At 53.6% G+C, this 18,055-nt stretch carries 14 protein-coding genes; 9 read left to right on the top strand and 5 right to left on the bottom strand.

What is annotated here, in order from left to right; all coding sequences use genetic code 11:
* Positions 1 to 210 precede the first annotated feature (210 nt).
* The 6 genes from AC4EYZ_RS08660 (at position 211) to AC4EYZ_RS08635 (ending at position 6,265) form a co-directional block, all read left to right on the top strand.
* Complete coding sequence (locus tag AC4EYZ_RS08660) at positions 211 to 1,017, top strand: GntR family transcriptional regulator (RefSeq protein WP_159176017.1); 807 nt, start codon at positions 211 to 213, stop codon at positions 1,015 to 1,017.
* 145 nt (positions 1,018 to 1,162) lie between these two features.
* Positions 1,163 to 2,602, top strand: a complete 1,440-nt coding sequence (gene leuC, locus AC4EYZ_RS08655) for a 3-isopropylmalate dehydratase large subunit (protein WP_159176018.1) — start codon at positions 1,163 to 1,165, stop codon at positions 2,600 to 2,602.
* Positions 2,602 to 3,240, top strand: a complete 639-nt coding sequence (leuD, locus tag AC4EYZ_RS08650; RefSeq protein WP_159176019.1) for a 3-isopropylmalate dehydratase small subunit — start codon at positions 2,602 to 2,604, stop codon at positions 3,238 to 3,240. Before leuC ends, leuD begins: the two co-directional genes overlap by 1 nt.
* Positions 3,241 to 3,384: 144 nt before the next feature.
* On the top strand, positions 3,385 to 4,383 hold the full coding sequence (gene dctP, locus AC4EYZ_RS08645) for a TRAP transporter substrate-binding protein DctP (protein ID WP_022520121.1): 999 nt from the start codon (positions 3,385 to 3,387) through the stop codon (positions 4,381 to 4,383).
* Between the two features lie 62 nt (positions 4,384 to 4,445).
* Complete coding sequence (locus tag AC4EYZ_RS08640) at positions 4,446 to 4,952, top strand: TRAP transporter small permease (protein ID WP_138800442.1); 507 nt, start codon at positions 4,446 to 4,448, stop codon at positions 4,950 to 4,952.
* The gene (locus AC4EYZ_RS08635; RefSeq protein WP_138800443.1) at positions 4,952 to 6,265 is read left to right on the top strand and encodes a TRAP transporter large permease; all 1,314 of its coding nucleotides are present in this window, start codon (positions 4,952 to 4,954) and stop codon (positions 6,263 to 6,265) included. The genes AC4EYZ_RS08640 and AC4EYZ_RS08635 overlap by 1 nt, the downstream gene beginning before the upstream one ends.
* 82 nt (positions 6,266 to 6,347) lie before the next feature.
* On the opposite strand, the gene zigA is transcribed toward AC4EYZ_RS08635, so the two are convergent.
* The 5 genes from zigA to AC4EYZ_RS08610 form a co-directional block, all read right to left on the bottom strand.
* Positions 6,348 to 7,574: a zinc metallochaperone GTPase ZigA gene (gene zigA, locus AC4EYZ_RS08630; protein ID WP_278370824.1), complete on the bottom strand. Its 1,227-nt coding sequence runs from the start codon at positions 7,572 to 7,574 to the stop codon at positions 6,348 to 6,350.
* Between the two features lie 116 nt (positions 7,575 to 7,690).
* A complete protein-coding gene (locus tag AC4EYZ_RS08625; RefSeq protein WP_138800445.1) occupies positions 7,691 to 7,966 on the bottom strand; it encodes a TIGR03643 family protein in 276 nt (91 codons plus the stop codon).
* 18 nt (positions 7,967 to 7,984) lie between these two features.
* Positions 7,985 to 9,358 carry a PepSY-associated TM helix domain-containing protein gene (locus AC4EYZ_RS08620; RefSeq protein ID WP_414121672.1) on the bottom strand — a complete coding sequence of 458 codons (1,374 nt, stop codon included), beginning with the start codon at positions 9,356 to 9,358 and terminating at the stop codon, positions 7,985 to 7,987.
* A 97-nt stretch (positions 9,359 to 9,455) separates the two neighbouring features.
* Complete coding sequence (locus tag AC4EYZ_RS08615) at positions 9,456 to 10,088, bottom strand: class I SAM-dependent methyltransferase (RefSeq protein ID WP_009288375.1); 633 nt, start codon at positions 10,086 to 10,088, stop codon at positions 9,456 to 9,458.
* Between the two features lie 272 nt (positions 10,089 to 10,360).
* Positions 10,361 to 10,720, bottom strand: a complete 360-nt coding sequence (locus AC4EYZ_RS08610; RefSeq protein WP_081742548.1) for a helix-turn-helix domain-containing protein — start codon at positions 10,718 to 10,720, stop codon at positions 10,361 to 10,363.
* A gap of 501 nt (positions 10,721 to 11,221) precedes the next feature.
* On the opposite strand from AC4EYZ_RS08610, the gene AC4EYZ_RS08605 reads away from it, so the two are divergent.
* The 3 genes from AC4EYZ_RS08605 (at position 11,222) to mdoH (ending at position 18,019) form a co-directional block, all read left to right on the top strand.
* Positions 11,222 to 13,567 carry a putative bifunctional diguanylate cyclase/phosphodiesterase gene (locus AC4EYZ_RS08605; RefSeq protein WP_009288376.1) on the top strand — a complete coding sequence of 782 codons (2,346 nt, stop codon included), beginning with the start codon at positions 11,222 to 11,224 and terminating at the stop codon, positions 13,565 to 13,567.
* 353 nt (positions 13,568 to 13,920) lie between these two features.
* The gene (locus AC4EYZ_RS08600) at positions 13,921 to 15,507 is read left to right on the top strand and encodes a glucan biosynthesis protein G (RefSeq protein WP_051052184.1); all 1,587 of its coding nucleotides are present in this window, start codon (positions 13,921 to 13,923) and stop codon (positions 15,505 to 15,507) included.
* Positions 15,500 to 18,019, top strand: coding sequence for a glucans biosynthesis glucosyltransferase MdoH (mdoH, locus tag AC4EYZ_RS08595; protein ID WP_474191595.1), 2,520 nt, complete (start codon positions 15,500 to 15,502; stop codon positions 18,017 to 18,019). Before AC4EYZ_RS08600 ends, mdoH begins: the two co-directional genes overlap by 8 nt.
* Positions 18,020 to 18,055 lie beyond the last annotated feature (36 nt).

Genomic DNA, 18,055 nt, shown 5'->3' with positions numbered 1-18,055 from the left:
TGTTTTAAGTAAGCGTCAGCGGCGAATATGAGGCCACCCAGTTAGTGATACTTAAGAGCACTGGTTCTGTAATAATGGCTCTCAAAGGGCAGCAGCTGTGTTATTGATTAGCTGTCAATATGTATTATATATAATACATTTTTATGTCTATTATTATCCCTGCGTCAAGCCAGATTTGAATTTTTTAACCATTTCTAAAGAGAGGCGTGGATGAGTGAGGCACAACCCTCCGCGGTGGGCGGCACCAAGTCACACCGCATCTACCTGCTGTTGAAAGACGCTATTTTGAGTGGGCGGCTGCCAGCGGGCAGTAAACTGCCAGGCGAAAATAAACTGGCAGAGCAGCATGGCGTGTCACGCGTCACCGTTCGACGTGCGATGGAGGCGCTGCAAACGACAGGATTGGTAGAGCGTAAAGCAGGCGTGGGTACGGTGGTGCTGGAGCAGCCGCTGGACGCCACGGTGATGACTGCCAGCGTGTCTAACCTAATGCCCAATATGGTCAAGATGAGCCAGGCTTCTCAGGTGCGGCTGCTGGAGTTTGCTTATGTGCTGCCACCGGAAATGATTCGCGAGCGGTTAGGCATGGGGCCGAGTGGTAAGGTGCAGCGTTCGGTTCGTGTCCGCATGGTCGACGACAAGCCGTTTTCCCATTTGGTAACCCATGTGCCTGAATCGATTGCCCTGCACTACAACGAGATGGATTTAGCCAATACACCGCTGTTTGTTCTGTTGGAGCGAAGTGGCGTGAAAGTTGATCACGCCTCCCAATCGATTTCCGCCACTCTGGCCAGCCACGAAGTGGCGGAAGCGCTGGATGTTGCCGTGGGTTCCCCGCTGATTTCTCTCACCCGTGTGGTGTTTGATGAGCAGGGCCGGGGGGTAGAACATCTGGATGCACTTTACCGTCCAGATCGTTATCGCTTCCAAATTGATCTGGAGCGCAACGGCGAAGATAACTCCCGCTACTGGGAGCCCAAGGTAGGTGGAATGCCCACCAACGGGAAGGCTGAGTAGTGTGATTGGTTGATTTTTTAATGTATTAGATTTAATACAGATTTAAAATTACAAAAAATACATTTGACCTGTGTTGTGAAATTGCGCTAGTTGTATTGGGTGAGAACGATAAGTCTAACGAAGGCCGAGGCAACGAGCGACGACCATGAGTACCCCAACAACGCTGTTTGACAAAGTTTGGCGCGCCCACGAGGTTCACCGCAGTGAAAGCGGTCAGAGCCTGCTGTGGATTGACCGCCACTTTGTCCACGAAGGCTCCTTCCACGCGTTCAATAAGCTGGCTGAACGCCAGTTGCCCGTTGCACGGCCCGATTTAACCTTTGGTATTGCTGACCACTACGTACCAACGCTGACTCGCGACCTGGCAGGTGTTGCCGACCCCAAAGTGCGCTCGATGATTGAGCAGCTCTCCCACAATACCCAGCGGCATGGGGTGACGCTGTTTGGTCTCGATGACCCGCGTCAGGGCATTGTTCATGTGCTAGGCCCCGAGCAGGGACTCACTCAGCCCGGCATGGTGATGGTGTGCGGCGATAGCCATACCGCCACCCATGGCGCTTTTGGCAGCATTGCCTTTGGCATTGGCGCCTCGGAAGTGGCCCACGTGCTGGCCACGCAAACCTTGTGGCAGAGCAAGCCCAAGGTGATGCGGATTAGCGTCGAGGGCCAACTCGCCGAGGGCATCACCGCCAAAGATATTGCGCTCACCTGGATTTCGCGGCTAGGCGCCGACGGCGCACGGGGTTATGCCATTGAGTACGCTGGCGAGGCGATCCGCTCGCTCTCCATGGAAGCGCGTCTCACGCTGTGTAATCTCTCCATTGAAGGCGGCGGCCGCTGCGGCATGATTGCTCCAGACCAAACCACCTTTGACTATTTGCGTGACCGCCCCTGGAGTCCGAAAGGGGGAGCCTTCGAGCAAGCCTGCACCTATTGGGCCACGCTCTACAGCGAGCCAGGCGCCCGTTTTGATCTTGAAGTGACGCTGCATGCGGACGAAATCGCGCCGACGGTGACCTGGGGCGTCTCGCCCGAAGAAGCGCTGCCGATTGATCGCGCTGTGCCCGACCCTGAGAAATTGAGTGATCCCGCGAAAGCGCGCCAGGCTCGGGAGAGCTTGGCCTATATGGGCTTAACGGCGGGCCAAAAACTCACCGATATCAACATTGATCGGGTCTTTATCGGTTCTTGTACCAACGCGCGTATTGAAGATTTACGGGCCGCTGCGGCTGTCCTGGCAGGCCACAAAAGCCGCGTGCCCGGCGTGGTCTCGCCAGGCTCAACCCTGGTGAAAACCCAGGCCGAAGCCGAAGGGTTAGACCGTATCTTTATTGATGCCGGGCTTGAGTGGCGCCACTCCGGTTGCTCCATGTGCGTGGGTATGAACGGTGATTTAGTGGCCAGCGGCGAACGCTGCGCCTCGACCACCAATCGCAATTTCAAGGGCCGCCAAGGGCCTGGCGCGCGCACTCATTTGATGTCACCCGCCATGGTGGCCGCAGCGGCGGTGAGTGGGCGGCTAGCCGATGTGCGTACGTTAGCAGCGGGCGCTGATTCATCCGTTCAGGCTTCAGGAGCGCACTAATGCAACCTATTACCGTACTGGACACTCTTGGCGTTGCCCTTGCCGCGGCTAACGTGGATACCGATCAGTTGATTCCCGCGCGCTTTATGAAAGAGCCGCGCAGCGTTGGCTACGGTCAGTTTTTACTTTATGACGTTCGCCACGACGAGCAGGGCACACCGGACAAAGAGTTTATTCTTCATCGCCCTAATGCTGCCGACGCTGAAGTGATGGTCAGTCGCCGCAACTTTGGCGCGGGGTCATCGCGGGAAGCGGCAGTCTATGCACTGGTCGATTACGGCTTTCGCTGTGTGGTGGCGCCAAGCTTTGGCGATATTTTTGCTTCTAACGCCGTCAATAATGGCTTACTGCCTGCGGTGGTGGAAGAGGATGAAGCCGAGCGTTTGTTATCAGCGCTTGGCGATGCACCGGCGGCGATACACGTTGACTTAGACAAGCAGGTCGTCCGTGTCGCCGAAGTAGAAGTCAGCTTTTCAATTAGCCCGGTTTGGCGCACCAAGCTGCTTAACGGTTGGGATGATATTGATATGACCCGCCAGCATGCTGACACCATTACTGATTTCTCAGCACAGTACACGGCACAGTTCCCTTGGACAGCGGCTCAGCCGCCAGAGAGTACCCTTATCAGCAAGGGGTAGAAACGGCCTGGAAGTATATTGCTAACAACAGCACGCACGTTTGCAACAGACGTTTATAAGAAGGGTTAATAAACAGCAGCTTATAAAAACGGTTTAGAAACAAAAACGCTATAACGCAAATTATCTTGTGCAGGAGACAAACTAATGAAAAAAGTAACCCTTACCCTGGGCGTGCTAACTGCCCTGGCTTCCACTCAAGTGCTGGCCGTTGATCAAATTAACGCAGTGCATGCATTTCCCCCCTCGTTGATCTATACCCAGAGCTTTTTAGAGTTCGTCGATAAGGTGAACGAACGCGGTGAAGGTGTGGTGCAAATTAACGTACGCGGCGGCCCTGAAGTGATTGGCCTTTCCGAGCAGCCCGACGCAGTTCGCAACGGCGTGGTCGATATGGCCTACACCGCTGCGAGCTTCTACGCAGGTACCGTACCAGAGCGCGATGCCATGGTCGCCTCGAACACTAACGCTATCTACGCACGCGAAAATGGCGGCATCGACCTGCTTAATGAAATTCATCAGGAGAAGATGGGCACCTACTATCTGGGCTGGTTCGACAGCGGGGTCAGCTACAACTTCTACACCATTGATGAGCCCACCGTCGATGGCGAAGGTAACCTAAACGTTTCGGGCCTACGCCTACGCAGTAATCCGGTGTATGACGCCTTCTTCCAGGACTACCTGGGCGCTCAGCCAATCAGCCTGCCGACCACCGATGTTTACGCGGCCCTGGAGCGGGGTGTAGTGAACGCGACTGGCTGGACTCAAATTGGCCTGAAAGACCTAAATTGGGATCGTTTTCTTAACTATCGGGTTGACCCTGCCTTCTTCTCCACCGATATGGGGGTGATCGTTAACCTGGATAAGTGGAACCAGCTCAGCGAAGAGTCGCAGCAAATTCTTCAGGAAGTCGCCATTGAGCATGAGCGCGACAGCGCCGAACAACTGGCTGAATTAGCCAACGAGCAACAGGCTCAGCTTGAGGCCGATGGCATGCAGGTCATCACCCTGGAAGGCGAAGCAGCACAGCGATTCTCAGACGCTGCCCGGGATGCCACCTGGGAACGTATGCGTGGCCAGATGGAGCGCCACCCCATGGGGCTTGAGCACTACGATACGCTGATCGAAAAATTCAACGATCTATAGAAACGTAGGGGCGCCGAGCGGTCGAGCGCCCTATTTGTGTGGCTTATTTTCTAGGGTTTTTTATGCGCTACGCACAACGCGGCTATCTGCTGCTGCTCAACGGCATGGCCCTGCTGGCCGCCATCATGCTGGTTTGGCTGATGGTGGCCGTGGTGCTTTCGGTGGTGATTCGTAACTTAGGTCTTCAGCCCTCTGCATGGTTTTTTCTCTCCACCGAGTACGCCATGTTCTACCTCACTCTACTCGGGGCTCCCTGGCTGGTGCGCCAAAAAGGGCATGTGCATATTGAACTACTGACCTCGGTGTTGCCGCCAGCAGCGCTAAATATCCTCAGCCGAGGGGTAGCGCTGCTCTGTGTCGTGGTGTGCGGCGTGCTGGCGTGGAAGGGGCTTGATCTGGTGCTGCTTAATATCGAGCGCACTGACTATGACGTGCGGGCTTTCTTTGTGCCGAAATGGATACTGACCATTGTTTTCCCCATCAGCTTTACCCTGATGGCGATCGAATTTGGCCGCTTTGTGGTGGGCCATGAAATTCTTCACAGCGGCGAAGCGGGGATTAAAGAATAATGGAATGGTACTTTGCACTCGCTTTCCTGCTCTCGTTGATTTTGATCTTTATGGCGATTGGCACCCCCATTGCCCTGGCCTTTTTGGCCGCCAATGTGATTGGTGCCTGGCACTTTATGGGCGGCCAAACCGGCATCTTGCAGATGCTCAACAACGGTTTCGGCGCACTATCCAGTTTTAATTTGGTGCCCATTCCGCTGTTTCTGTTGATGGGCGAGCTGTTTTTCCGCACTGGTCTAGGCATGAAAATGTTCAACGCTATTGACCAGCTAATGGGCAAGGTGCCGGGGCGTTTATCTTACGTAACAGTGGTGGGTGGGACGGCTTTCTCCACTCTCAGTGGCTCCTCCATGGGCTCTACGGCATTAATGGGTTCGCTACTGGTGCCAGAAATGGAGCGGCGGGGCTATAAAAAGAAAATGGCGATTGGCCCGATTCTGGGCACTGGCGGCCTGGCGATTATTATTCCGCCTTCTGCGCTGGCAGTGTTGTTAGCAACCTTGGCAAAAGTGGATATTGGCGCGCTGCTTATTGCCGGTATCTTGCCGGGGCTAACGCTGGCGGGGTTCTATATCGCGACCATTTTTATTCAGACCAAGCTGGATCCTCAGGCCGCCCCGAATTATGAGCTTGAGCCGGTGCCGCTGAGCGCGAAGCTCAAACTGATCGTGACCGATATTCTACCCATGCTCAGCGTGATGGTGATTATCGTCACATTAATGCTGATTGGGTTTGCCACGCCGTCAGAGGCTGCAGCCTTTGGCGCGCTAGGTGTGATTATCCTGGCGTTTATTTTCCGCTGCATGACCTGGGAGGCGTTTAAACTTTCGGTCACCGGGGCATTAAAAGTCACGCTGATGGCCTACCTGATCGTGTTTGGCTCGGCTACCTTCAGTCAGTTGCTTGGTTTCTCAGGCGCTTCGGGTGGCTTGATCGGCTGGGCGACCAGTTTCGATCTGTCGCCGATTCTGATGCTCCTGGCGATGTTTGCGGTGCTACTGGTGCTGGGCACCTTTATGGAGCAGATCTCTATCATGATGCTGACCGTGCCGATCTTTTTCCCGCTCGCCCAGGCGCTTGGGTTTGATTTGGTGTGGTTCGGTATCGTTGTTCTACTGGCGCTTGAAATTAGCTTCTCAACGCCGCCCTTGGGTCTTTTGTTGTTTGTCATGAAAGGGGTCGCACCGGCAGGTACTACCATGAGAGAAATATACTCGGCAGCGATTCCCTACATTCTTTGTTCGATGCTGCTGGTCGCAGTGCTGATAGTGTTTCCGGGCCTGGCGACTTGGTTGCCCAGCATGTTGCAATAGAGCGTTTAGCAAGAAAAGTGCAGGTAGTAAAAAAGAGAGAGGCTGCGGCCTCTCTTTGCGTTTAAGCGTTATTAGCTCTTACTTATTCCCAGGACGGGAATGGATCGGGCAGTTTCTTCCACGCGTTCATGCCTTGCAGTAGTTCCGCTTCGCTTATCAGGCAGCCATCCAGCGCTTCACGCATTTTATCTTGTTCCAGGTTCTGACCGATAAAGACCAGCTCCTGGCGCATATCGCCAAACGGCTCCTGCCACTTTTCCATAATAAACTGACGCGTTTCGGGATCCGTTGGCCAACGCTCTTCGGGAATCGCCTTCCAGAATATCCCGGCTGGGCCGTGGTGGGCGATGCCGCCTGCCTGGCTCCATTGACCGGCGGATTGGGGGCGAGTGGCGAGCCAGAAGAAGCCTTTCGAGCGCAGCAGGCCCTTACCAAACCACTCCTGGTTGAGCAGGTCATGAAATTTCTGTGGGTGGAAGGGGCGGCGGGCGTGATAGGCAAAGCTGCCAATACCGTACTCTTCGGTCTCTGGCACATGCTCGCCGCGCATCTCTTTTAGCCAGCCCGGTGCCAACTGGGCACGCTCGAAATTGAACTTGCCGGTATCCAGTACTTTATCGAGCGGCACGCCGCCTTGAGTGATCGGCACCAGTTCCGCGTCGGGGTTCAGCGAGTGCAGGATAGCCTTCAGCGCCTCCAACTCTTTCTCATTGATCAGGTCAGTTTTGCTGATCAGCAGCACATTGCAAAACTCGATTTGATCGACCAGCAAGTCAGCGACATTGCGCTCGTCATCCTCGCCTAAGCTTTCGCCCGCTTCGGTGAGGCTTTGCGCTTCGCGGTACTGTTCAAGAAAGTTGGCGCCATCAACGACGGTGACCAGCGTATCCAGCCGGGCGACGTGGGAGAGGCTCTGGCCGCTTTCATCTTCAAAAGTGAAGGTTTCCGCCACGGGCAGCGGTTCGGAAATCCCGGTGGACTCAATGACCAGGTAATCGAACTTGCCTTCCCGGGCCAACTGGCTGACTTCTTCCAGCAGGTCTTCGCGCAGGGTGCAGCAGATGCAGCCATTGCTCATCTCTACTAAACGCTCTTCAGAGCGGTTCAGAGCAACATTACCATCCAGCGTCGACTCACCAGGGCCACCGCGCACCAGTGCACCGTCGATATTTACCTCGCTCATATCGTTCACAATGACCGCGACGCGGCGGCCTTCACGGTTGGCGAGAATATGATTAAGCACGGTGGTTTTACCGGCACCTAGAAAGCCCGAGAGCACCGTCACGGGCAGGGGAGAAAATGCGGTCATTGCTAGGGCACCTCTAAATGGGTTTATGTTATGTGATAATATAACAATTTAGATGCTTAGAGGAAGATTTGTTTCAGAGGAGGTCGAGTCAGTTTTCGTACAAAGCCTAGTGGATTTCAGCGCTTATATTGCGTTGGGCAATATCCACGTAGAACATCCGGCGAGCGCAGAGCTTGGTGTTTGGTGGCGCGGCCGGTGACACGTGTGCGCCAGAGGCGAAACGAGGCGGGTTTAAGCTGGTGGCGCATCACCTCAATCACATCGGGCTCGGCAAGCCCAAACAGCGTTTCGATCGCTTCAAACGGCGTGCGGTCTTCCCAGGCCATTTCTATAACGCGTGACTGTTCGTCATCGGGTAAGCGGCGAAAGCGCTTAACGGGGGCTTTTGGCATCGTTCACCTCAAGGTATGTTATTGGTGGGTATTAAGTCTGCGGGCAGTGTAGCGCTTTTTAATAGACCAGCGCAGCGCATCAATCACGATGAAAATCGCCAGGCTTACACCCAGTACGGGCAGTGCTACGCCAAGCGTGATAGCGACGAACAGCACGCCGAGTTGGGTCGTAAGCGGAAGCATTAGCCAGGGTTCAGTCACCGTTGGGAAGCGCTGACCACTCGCCGTGCGTAGCCGCCGCCACGCCATTACGTAACCCCACACCATCAGCGTCACAAGCCCCGCGGCGATCAACGCCAGCACTATTTGATTAGCGATACCAAACAGTACGCCCATATGCAGATCAATCCCCCAGCGGGTGAGCTTGGCGGCTAGTGGGAAGGTGGTAAAGTCGGTTTGATCGGTCACAGCCATGCTTTGCGGATGCAGCGCCACCTGGTCTACCTGCGTAGGCCACTGGCGATCAATTTCCGCTACCCGCCATGCCTCCTGGGAACTGCTCGGAGGCGTTAGTTGGATGCGCGCTGCGCTAAGCCCCGCCTTACGAGCAGCGCTCAGCGCCCGGTCAAAGTCCTCTAACGTGATAGACGTGGCCACCATTGCCATATGGCCGTGATGCTCAGCATGTTCATCGGCTACCTGGCTATCGGTATCGATCAGTGCCGTTGAGGCACTTGGCGTGCCCCAGCCCCAGGCATGACGAAGTTCCGCAATATTGCTCCCTGCCCACTGTGACCAAGTGAGCCCCGTTGCCGAAAAGAACAGCAGCCCGAAGGAAAGCACTACGCCAAGTGTTGCGTGGCGTTGGCGTGTGGTGTGGGCGCCTGACAGTGCTTTCAGTGTGCGGCGTTGGCGAATCCACAGCGTTATGCCACCCAGCGCGGCAAGCCAAAGCCATGAGGCAGCCAGCTCACTATAGAGACGCCCCGTCTCGCCCATTAACAGCTGGCGGTGAAAATGATCGATCGCTGTGCGCAGCGGTAAAATACCGCTGGTACCGTAAACCGTCGTATCACCGGTCACTTTCAGGGTAATGGGATCGACAAACAGCGCCCGATGTTCAGAAGGCCCCAGCCCTGGCTCGCTAAACATGAGTCGGGTGGTATCGCCTAAAGCCGGTGCAGGGCGCACCGCGCTGGGCAGGGTTGGTGCGCCCAGGTATTGCTGGGCCGTAGTGATCTGTTCGGCAAGTGAATGAGGTTCGCCCTGAGTAGCGCCATATAGGGTGTCATGGTAGAGCCACTCTTCAAGTGGTGGGCTAAGCAAGTAAGCGATACCAGACAGTGCCGCGATAAGAATAAAAGGGCCGACGAAGAGGCCAATATATAGGTGTAAGCGGCTAAGCAGGGCAAAAAGCAGCTTGCCGGTGCGGTTAGAGGAGTGGACTGTCATTGGCTTGAATCCGAGTGGTATCGGTAAATTAGCCAGACAGCTTAGATAGTTTAATTAGCAATCGCTAGCCTGTGCATAGCGGTAAAAAGTCACACGCTTAGCGGCTAGACGGAGCGGGCTTGACGGCCAGGAGTGCACGGAATAGACCATTCATTAGCACCGGTTCGTCGTGGTGAATCTGAAACCCAGCTTCGCTGAGCAGTGGCTGTGCTTGGCGTGTAATGTCGGTGGCAAGTGCCGATGTGACTCCATTCAGAAGACGTCGGCCCGCGCCCACAGATTGACCGTCTGGCTGGAACTTATCCATTACGCACAGCTGCCCACCGGGTTTTAACACGCGGTACGCTTCGGCAAGCCCTCGCTGTGGATCAGGCATTACCGCAATAATCAGATGCATGATGACGGCCTCAAAGTGCTCATCGGGGTAGTTGAGCGCCTCGGCATCCATCACACTACACTCCACATCGTGGCGAAGCTCCTCGGCTCTTTTTGCCGTGCGCTTCACCATGGCCGGAGCGATATCGGTGGCGTGCAATTCGATGTCATGAGGCAGAAAAGGCAGGTCTAACCCTGTGCCAGCCCCTACCAGCAGCACCCGCATACCAGGCTCCCAATCTACTTGTCCAAGCGCAATACGCCGTGGCCTACGAAACGCACGGGCGGCGACCGCATCGTAGAAAGGTGCGTAAACGGTGTAGCGAAGGCGATTCCACGCGGTGGTGTTGAACATAACGCCCCTTTGCAGCTCAACGCTGCGATTGCTGAATGCCGGGTGTCGACTATTTACATCAGACTACCTATAGCATGAAAGCAATCATTCAACCAATAAAGCGTGCTCATGTTGGATGATTTATTTTATATGGCTAATATTATCACCTTATCAAATTTATTGTGTGGGATTTATGAAATAGCAAACGTTATAGTGATCCTTTGGTTGATTTTTTGTAGTAATTTTTGATTGGTCTTAAAGTTGTAGAGATAAGGTTTTGTCATTGTGTTTGATTACCCTTTTTGTAGGCGTGTAGTTAAGCTTTCAACAATATCGATAACTAGCTGTCGATCATTTTGATTTAAAGGCTCTAAAAGCTGTTTCATTCTGCTTGACTGATCATCGATATGAAAACTGGCTTGCCCAAATAACTCAGCTGCCTCGCAGTTGAAAATTTCAGCAAGCTCTATTAAGCGCACAATGTTGGGGATCACCCGCCCGCGCTCGATGCGCGAAACGGCTTCGTTACCAACACCTAGGCGCTCAGCAACTTCCTCTTGGGTCAATTGACTGCGAACCCGCTGTTTGGCAATTGCCCGGCCGATACTGCCTGCAAGCCGTTTCTGTTCTGTTTTATTCACAATGTCCTCCATTAGACCTAGATGGTTGAGGAACGACCTATTGACATGAAGGACTGTTTAGGTTGAATATCATCTTCTAAGGTTGATTTGGATGCCTGTAGTTACTTTTTGTTTCGTTTGGTTACGCCGTGAAATGTGTAATTAAGGGGTAATGATTTAATTGGGTAGCCAAAAAAAATAAAAAGCATAGGTGTGATAGGTGAAAATGCCCGAAGCTATAAAGCATATAACTGAGGGCAGCTTTAGTAGTGTAAGTTATCAATATGTTTTCAGTGTTAATGTTCAAGTTGCTTTGGTTGGTTGTTTGAAGGTTGTTTAAAAGCTTATGAAAGAAGATTGTGAGGTGTTGAATGTTGGGTGGTTTTTCTTTTGTAAGCTTTAGGCGTTTATAAACTTTAGTCGTTGATCGGTTACCGAATGGCGTTTATGCGGCAGATCGGTGCGTTTTTTTAAATACTGTTCAGCAAGAGCGGGAGAGAAGCTTGATGTGTAAATCCGAAGGCGCTTAATAACATGCTCCCTACTTCTGCACCAGAGATTTTTCGACAGTTGGCGGATAAGTTGACCTGCGTCAGTGAAGAGGGCTTTTTTCAACACCTTGTGCGATCCCTGACGGGTATCCTTGGCGTTGATCATGCCGTTGTTGAATATGTCGATAGCCGCCAGGACACTGTGAGCACATTGGCAGCGTGGTCTCAGGGTGAGTTCATTGAGACAGCTCCGTATTCACTACAAAGCACGCCATGCCAACAGGTCGCGGAACACTCACGGTTGTTTGTGCCTGCTTCTGCTCGTCAGCAGTTCCCGGATGATCAGCGGCTGGACTCCCTGAGCGTTGAGGGGTATTTGGGTATCTCCATCGCAGCGCCTGGTGGCGGCTTTTTGGGTGCTATTGCGCTAATGCACTCATCCGTCCTGGAGCTTCCTTCTTATGCCGATGAAGTGTTACGTATCTCTGCGGCGTTGGCTGGCGCAGAGTTGGCGCGTCAGTTAGCAGAAAGCCAAACGCGCGAACGTCTGTTATATAAGCAGCAGGCGTTGCAGCGCATTGGTCGACACAACACCGCCCTGATCAACACCATTAATGAGCAGCAACGCTTTCAACACGCCGTTGTTAGCTTGGCAACTGCGGTCTCAGCTGAGAATGGCGAAGCGTTTCTGCGCCGGCTAACCGCCCATATGGCCGAAGCGTTATCCGCTGAAGTGGGGTTTATAGCGCTACTGGACGAGCAGGATTCCGATATCGCGCATACCTTAACGCTGTATGTAAATGGTCAGTGCCAGGATAATTTTGCTTATTATCTTCCCGGCGTTCCTTGCCATAAGGTAATGGTGGAGCAAGAGTGTATCGTTCACGAGGGCGCCGCCATTAGGCTGCCTGCTGAAACCAACGGGGCGCTTTCGTGGGTAAACGGCTATGTTGGGCGGCGGCTGGATGATAGCCATGGTCAGCCGATGGGGCTTATTGGCGTCATGTTTAAGAAGCCGCTGGACGATGTGGATGTTGTGCGCAATGTCTTGCAGATATTTGCTGCGCGGGCCGCTTCAGAGCTTGAACGCCAACAAGACGAAGTACGCATTCGCCAATTGGCTTTTTCTGATTCGGGGACTCAATTGCCCAACCGTGCTGCCTTTATGCGCCACTTAGAGCGAGTGGTCGCCGATACGCAGACCACTGAATTGGCGCTATTGCTACTGGATCTTAATCATTTCAAAGAGATCAATGATACCGCTGGGCATGACCTGGGCGATTTAGTCCTAAAGGCCGTGGCCGAGCGCTTTGCAGCTTCGTTGACGGAGGGACAGTATTTAGCACGCTTAGCTGGTGATGAGTTTGTGGTGGTTTGCCCTGGTGTTGAGGCAAGCAGCGCGTTAGCCACAGCTCAGCAATTGTGCGACAGCATCGCGCAACCGTTTATTGTTGAGCAACACTCCTTTGAGCTTTCTGTGGGAATCGGTCTGGCGCTATATCCTCAGCATGCGGCAATGCCATTAGAGCTGTTGAAACACGCCGACATTGCCATGCATCAAGCCAAGCGGCAAAAGCTTCCCGTATGTGTATTTGAACCCTGGATGGGGCGCGTTGTGGCTGAACAGTTGCATATCGCCAAACGCCTGGCGTCCGCCATTGCCGAAAAACAGCTGAGCCTGCACTTTCAGCCCCAGGTAGATTTGCACACCGGCCAGTTAATTGGCGCTGAGGCGCTGTGTCGGTGGCACGATGAGGAACTGGGTGACGTTTCACCGGGTAAATTTATTCCTATTGCCGAGGAGCGCGGCATGATTGTCGCGCTCGGCAGTTGGGTGATAGAGGAAGCCTGCAGGCAACTTGCCGCATGGCGAGAGCAGGGGCGCTCTATGCCTGGCCAGTTAGCGATTAATATTGCCGCCCAGCAGTTTGAAGAGGATGATTTGGTGACTGGCCTGCTCGGTTGCTGTGTCGACTTTGGCGTTGAGGCGTCACAACTTAGCCTGGAAATTACCGAAAGCGGTATCATGGAGAATCCTGAAAAAGCGATTGCTATGACCGAAGTGTTAAAGAGCAAAGGGTTAGGGCTTTCCATTGATGACTTTGGCACCGGGTATTCGTCGCTTGCCTACCTAAAGCGCTTCGCCGCCGATAAAATTAAAATCGATATCTCCTTCGTCCGCGATATGCTCACCAGCGACAACGACCGTGTCATTGTGGCAACGATCATTGCCATGGCAAACACGCTGGGCCTTGAAACCATTGCGGAAGGGATTGAGAACCAAAACCAGATTAACGCATTGCTTGCAATGGGCTGTGCCCAGGGCCAAGGCTACTACTTTGATCGGCCATTGGCAGCTAAAGAGTTTGCCCAGCGCTGGCTGCGCTAGGTGAGTAGGTCGTTTTTGCATTGAGCGTTTTTGAAGGGCGCCCACCAAACTGCTATCTATAATAGACAATAAGCTTAAGGTAGCGCCTGTTCTCCCGGTTCAACGAATCGAGCCCATTCTAATTTTAGCCTCAACCCTTTCAAAAAGCCCGGTTAGTCGGGGTGCCAAGTAGTCTAGACTCATGCTATACCTAAAACGTAACCTCATCTTCACATACGCTCGAGGTGCGCTTTAGGATGGTGAGAAAATCAAAAGGACGCATTTAGCTGATCGAATGGACTCTTTCGTATGTCGATTCGGCAAGTAAGCGAATTTGAATTTAGTCAAAGGATTGTACAGGAGCATGACGCTAAATGAGTGGATCGACCCGGTTAAGTAAATTTTCAAGCTGCAAAGGTTTTTTTTCAGTCGCCGTTCTGGGTGGCCTGCTGGTTGGAAGCATCCCTCTTGAGGCTTTTGCATTTGGCTTCGATGATGTCGCTAGAAAAGCAGAGGAACTAGCCCAGCAGGGCTACCGAGCCCCGGAAACATCTTTGCCTGATGAGCTGCGCGAACTCAGCTATATGGAGTATTCGCAAATACAGTTCAAGCGAGATCGCGATGTGTGGAGCGGTAAAGGCGCACCGTTCACCCTGAGCTTTATCCATGAGGGTATGCATTATGACAGTGCCATCCAATTAAACAGCGTTGATCAGGAGGGGGGGGTACATGGCTTTGCCTATAATCCGGATGATTTTACCTACGGTGATTTAGGCATCTCCGACGAAGTGAAGAATAGCGATGGCATTGGTATTGCCGGGGTCAGGATCAACCATGCACTCAATGAAGGTGATCGCAAAGATGAGGTGATGGTCTTTCTGGGGGCTAGCTATTTTCGCGCTATTGGCGAAGGGCAGGTTTATGGGCTTTCCGGGCGAGGACTTGCCGTTGATACAGGGCTACCTTCGGGCGAGGAGTTCCCTCGCTTCAAGGAAATATGGATCGTCGAACCTGGCCCGGAAAGCCAGTACTTGACTATTTTCGCACTGCTTGACTCACCTAGCGTGACCGGTGCATACCGCTTCGTGCTGCGTCCCGGAGAAGACACTATAGTCGACGTACAGTCGCGGCTATATTTGCGTCGGGCTGTCGAGAAACTAGGAATAGCTCCACTCACCAGCATGTATCTTTACGGCCCAGAGCAGCCCTCTTCGACACAACACTATATCCCAGCAATCCATGATTCTAATGGCCTTTTGATCAATGATGCGCAGAATGGCTGGCTGTGGCGCCCGCTAGCCAATCCGGCCAGATTGATGATGAATAGGCATGCAACACCTCAGTTACGCGGTTATGGCTTGATGCAGCGTGGCCACAATTTTAGCGATTATCAGGATATTGCCGCACGTTATGATCTGCGCCCAAGCGCCTGGGTCGAGCCACAAAACGAATGGGGGGCGGGTAGCGTTGAGCTGATTCAGATTCCGACTGACAACGAGACCAACGATAATATCGTCTCGATGTGGCTGTCTGATGAACCCCATGAGCCGGGAACACCGCTGGCATTCGATTACCGTATTACGTTCACAACCAATGAAAGCCGCCACCTTGATCCTCAGCTTGCCTGGGTTGAAGAAACACGTCGCTCACGGGGAGAGGTGATGCGCGATAACCTAGTGCGCGAGCCCGACGGGACACTCGCTTTTGTCCTCGATTTTATCGGGCCCTCGCTTTCCGGTATCGGCAGCGATGCAAATATGACCGTTGAGGCAAGCGTGGGCGATAATGGAGAATTGGCGACTAGCCGCGTTGTTCATAACCCAGCGACCAACGGTTGGCGTGTATTTGTCAATGTGAAGCGGAATAATGGCAGCCAGCCCTTGGATATCAGGGCCAAGCTAATGCTCGATGGCAAGCAAATGTCCGAAACCTGGTACTACAGGCTGCCTGCTAATGGCTGAAATGATGTCTTCATCGCAGGCAACGCCAACGGATATTTATTTAGAGCGCTTGGCGTTGGAAACCCAGAATCGTAAGGAGCGCTACAAGTTACTGGTCGGTGATCTTGATAAGCACGACATGGCGTCGCTACACGCTGCGTTGAGCGAGGATAGTGATGGGGATGGTAATTGGCAGAGAGGTGACAATAGTGATCCTGCAGCGCTGTCAGTAGGTCGGCGCCTGGCGCTTGCCTATGCAGAGCCGCCGCTAGCGCCGCCAGACGTGCTGTCTACGGACGCCTCCGGTATTACCCGCCTGCAAACTGCGCCACCGATGAAGCGAACGCCGTTGGCGCCCCAGCAGTGGTCGACCAATCCTTTCGTGAATATTGGTCGCCGCTTCAAGCGCTGGGCAAATGGTGATTTTCGTCGGCGCAGAAGAGAGTCACCCTCCGCGTCCTGGAAGTGGGTCGCCACTAGGCGACGCTGGGTTTTGCTAGTGCTGATTTTCGGTCAAAGTATCATCGCTGCCAATCAGATGCGTACTGTCCTCCCTGGCCAGGGCCTGCAGTGGCTTGAGATAGCTATCCTGTCGTTATTTGTGTTGCTATTCGCCTGGGTATCCGCCGGGTTTTGGACTGCCTTGATGGGATTTTTCCAGCTATTACGAAGCCATGACCGCTACGCCATTGACAGCGAGGTGGGCGACGAGCCGATTGATGATGAGGCACGCACAGCACTATTGGTGCCAATCTGTAACGAGGATGTTGCCAGGGTCTTTGCCGGGGTGCGCGCCACCCTGGAATCCCTGCGCAGTACGGGTAATGACCGGCATTTCGACATCTTTATTCTGAGCGATACGTCCGATCCCGATATTGCCATTCAAGAAACCTATGCCTGGCTGGTGTTGTGTCGTGATCTGGATGCTTTCGGTCAGGTTTTCTATCGCCGCCGACAGCGTCGAGTCAAACGCAAGAGCGGTAATCTCGACGATTTTTGCCGCCGCTGGGGGGCGCTCTATCGTTATATGGTGGTGTTGGACGCCGATAGTGTCATGAGCGGCAAATGCCTGACGCGACTGGTGCAAATGATGGAGGTGCACTCCAGGGTCGGCATTATCCAAACAGCGCCACGCGCTTCGGGGCGCCTCAATCTGTACGCTCGGATGCAACAGTTTGCGACACGAGTGTATGGACCGCTGTTTACTGCCGGGCTCCATTTTTGGCAATTGGGTGAGTCGCATTACTGGGGCCATAACGCGATCATTCGCCTCGCCCCGTTTATGCAGCACTGCATCCTGGCGCCACTGCCCGGTAAAGGCTCGATGTCTGGGGAGATACTATCCCATGATTTTGTTGAGGCGGCGCTGATGCGGCGAGCCGGTTGGGGGGTATGGATTGCCTACAAATTGGAAGGCAGCTTTGAAGAAATGCCACCTAACCTGCTCGATGAACTCAATCGCGACAGACGCTGGTGCCACGGAAATTTGATGAACTTCCGGCTGTTTTTCTCGCAAGGCATCCACCCCGTCCACCGTGCCGTTTTCCTGACCGGTTTAATGTCTTATCTTTCCGCGCCGCTATGGTGTCTTTTTTTAGTGCTTTCGACCGCGCTTTTAGCAGTGCATACCTTTAGCACGCCCGACTACTTTCCTGAGCCGGGAATGTTGTTTCCTGTTTGGCCACAATGGAATCCAACCTTAGCGGTGGGGTTGTTTGGTGTGACGGCGTTACTGCTGTTCTTGCCTAAGCTGCTCAGCGTATTGCTGGTGTGGATACAGGGGAGTCGTCAATTTGGCGGGCCTCTCAAGGTATTGGAAAGTATGATTCTCGAGTCGCTATTCTCGATGCTATTAGCGCCGGTAAGGATGCTGTTTCACACCCGCTTTGTACTGACGTCATTGATGGGGTGGGCGGTTCAATGGCGCTCACCATCACGTGAAAATAGCGACACGACGTGGGGGGATGCGTTCCGCGCACATTGGAGTCAAACCCTAATAGGGGCTGTGTGGGCAGCGGGTGTTTACGTTATGGAGCCTACATTTCTGTGGTGGCTCTCGCCCATCGTCGTCGCTTTGATGCTGTCTATCCCGGTATCGGCACTGTCGAGCCGTGTCTCGTTAGGGTGGTTCTGCTTTCAAAAGCGGCTTTTCCGGATCCCCGAAGAAACACAGCCGCCCCGTGTGCTGCGGCGCATGGTGAGGTTGCTTTCCCACATGAATACCGGAATGGCGGCGCCGTCTTTTGCCCAAATGGTGGTAGATCCTGTGCCGAATGCGTTGGCTACTGCTTTAGGCACATCACGGCATACCGATGCCGAGCCAATACGCCAACGTCGGGCCGAGCGGGTTGCACGCGGAGTCAGGATGGGGCCTGCGGCAATGAGTAAGCTGGAGCGTTTGGATTTTCTAGATGACCCGGTGATGATGTCGCAACTGCACTACCACATTTGGGAAGACAGCAAGGCACATCACAGTTGGTTTGACTGTGGTCTGCCAGGCCGTGAATCCAAGCACCTCCCAACCTTTAACTAGGCAGACGCTCTTTTTTTAGCTACTCTCGCATTTAAT

The sequence above is a fragment of the Vreelandella sp. 162(4c) genome (assembly GCF_058152265.1).
Note: the sequence above shows the minus strand (reverse complement) of the source record. Positions and strands in the feature narration are given on the sequence as shown.